This is a genomic window from Paraburkholderia sp. SIMBA_053 (assembly GCF_046534895.1).
Lineage (GTDB): Bacteria > Pseudomonadota > Gammaproteobacteria > Burkholderiales > Burkholderiaceae > Paraburkholderia > Paraburkholderia caledonica.
Map to the genome: position 1 here is coordinate 1 of NZ_JAWRXU010000899.1, position 264 is coordinate 264.

Consider the following 264-nt stretch of genomic DNA (forward strand, 5'->3'; position numbering starts at 1 on the left):
AGGTTACAAACATTCCACCAGGTTATATCATGATTTGGGTATCTATGGTGATGAAGCTTATGAATTCATATCTATTCTGGAAACTTCATTTGGTGCCGACTTATTAAGTTTTGTCTTTGAGTCATACTTTCCTATGGAATTTCCCGGCGATACGCAATTACAACGCGTTTTTTATTGGGTTTTTCCATGTTTAATCAAAAGAAAAGAAGAAAACTACAAACCTGTTACACTGTTTCAGATAGAGCAAATCATCAAAACTAAGCT

General features: G+C 34.5%; 1 protein-coding gene. It reads left to right on the forward strand.

Translation table 11 applies throughout. From position 1 onward, the window contains the following. On the forward strand, positions 1–264 hold a 264-nt coding region (locus SB753_RS38210), incomplete at both ends, for a hypothetical protein (RefSeq protein ID WP_410805311.1).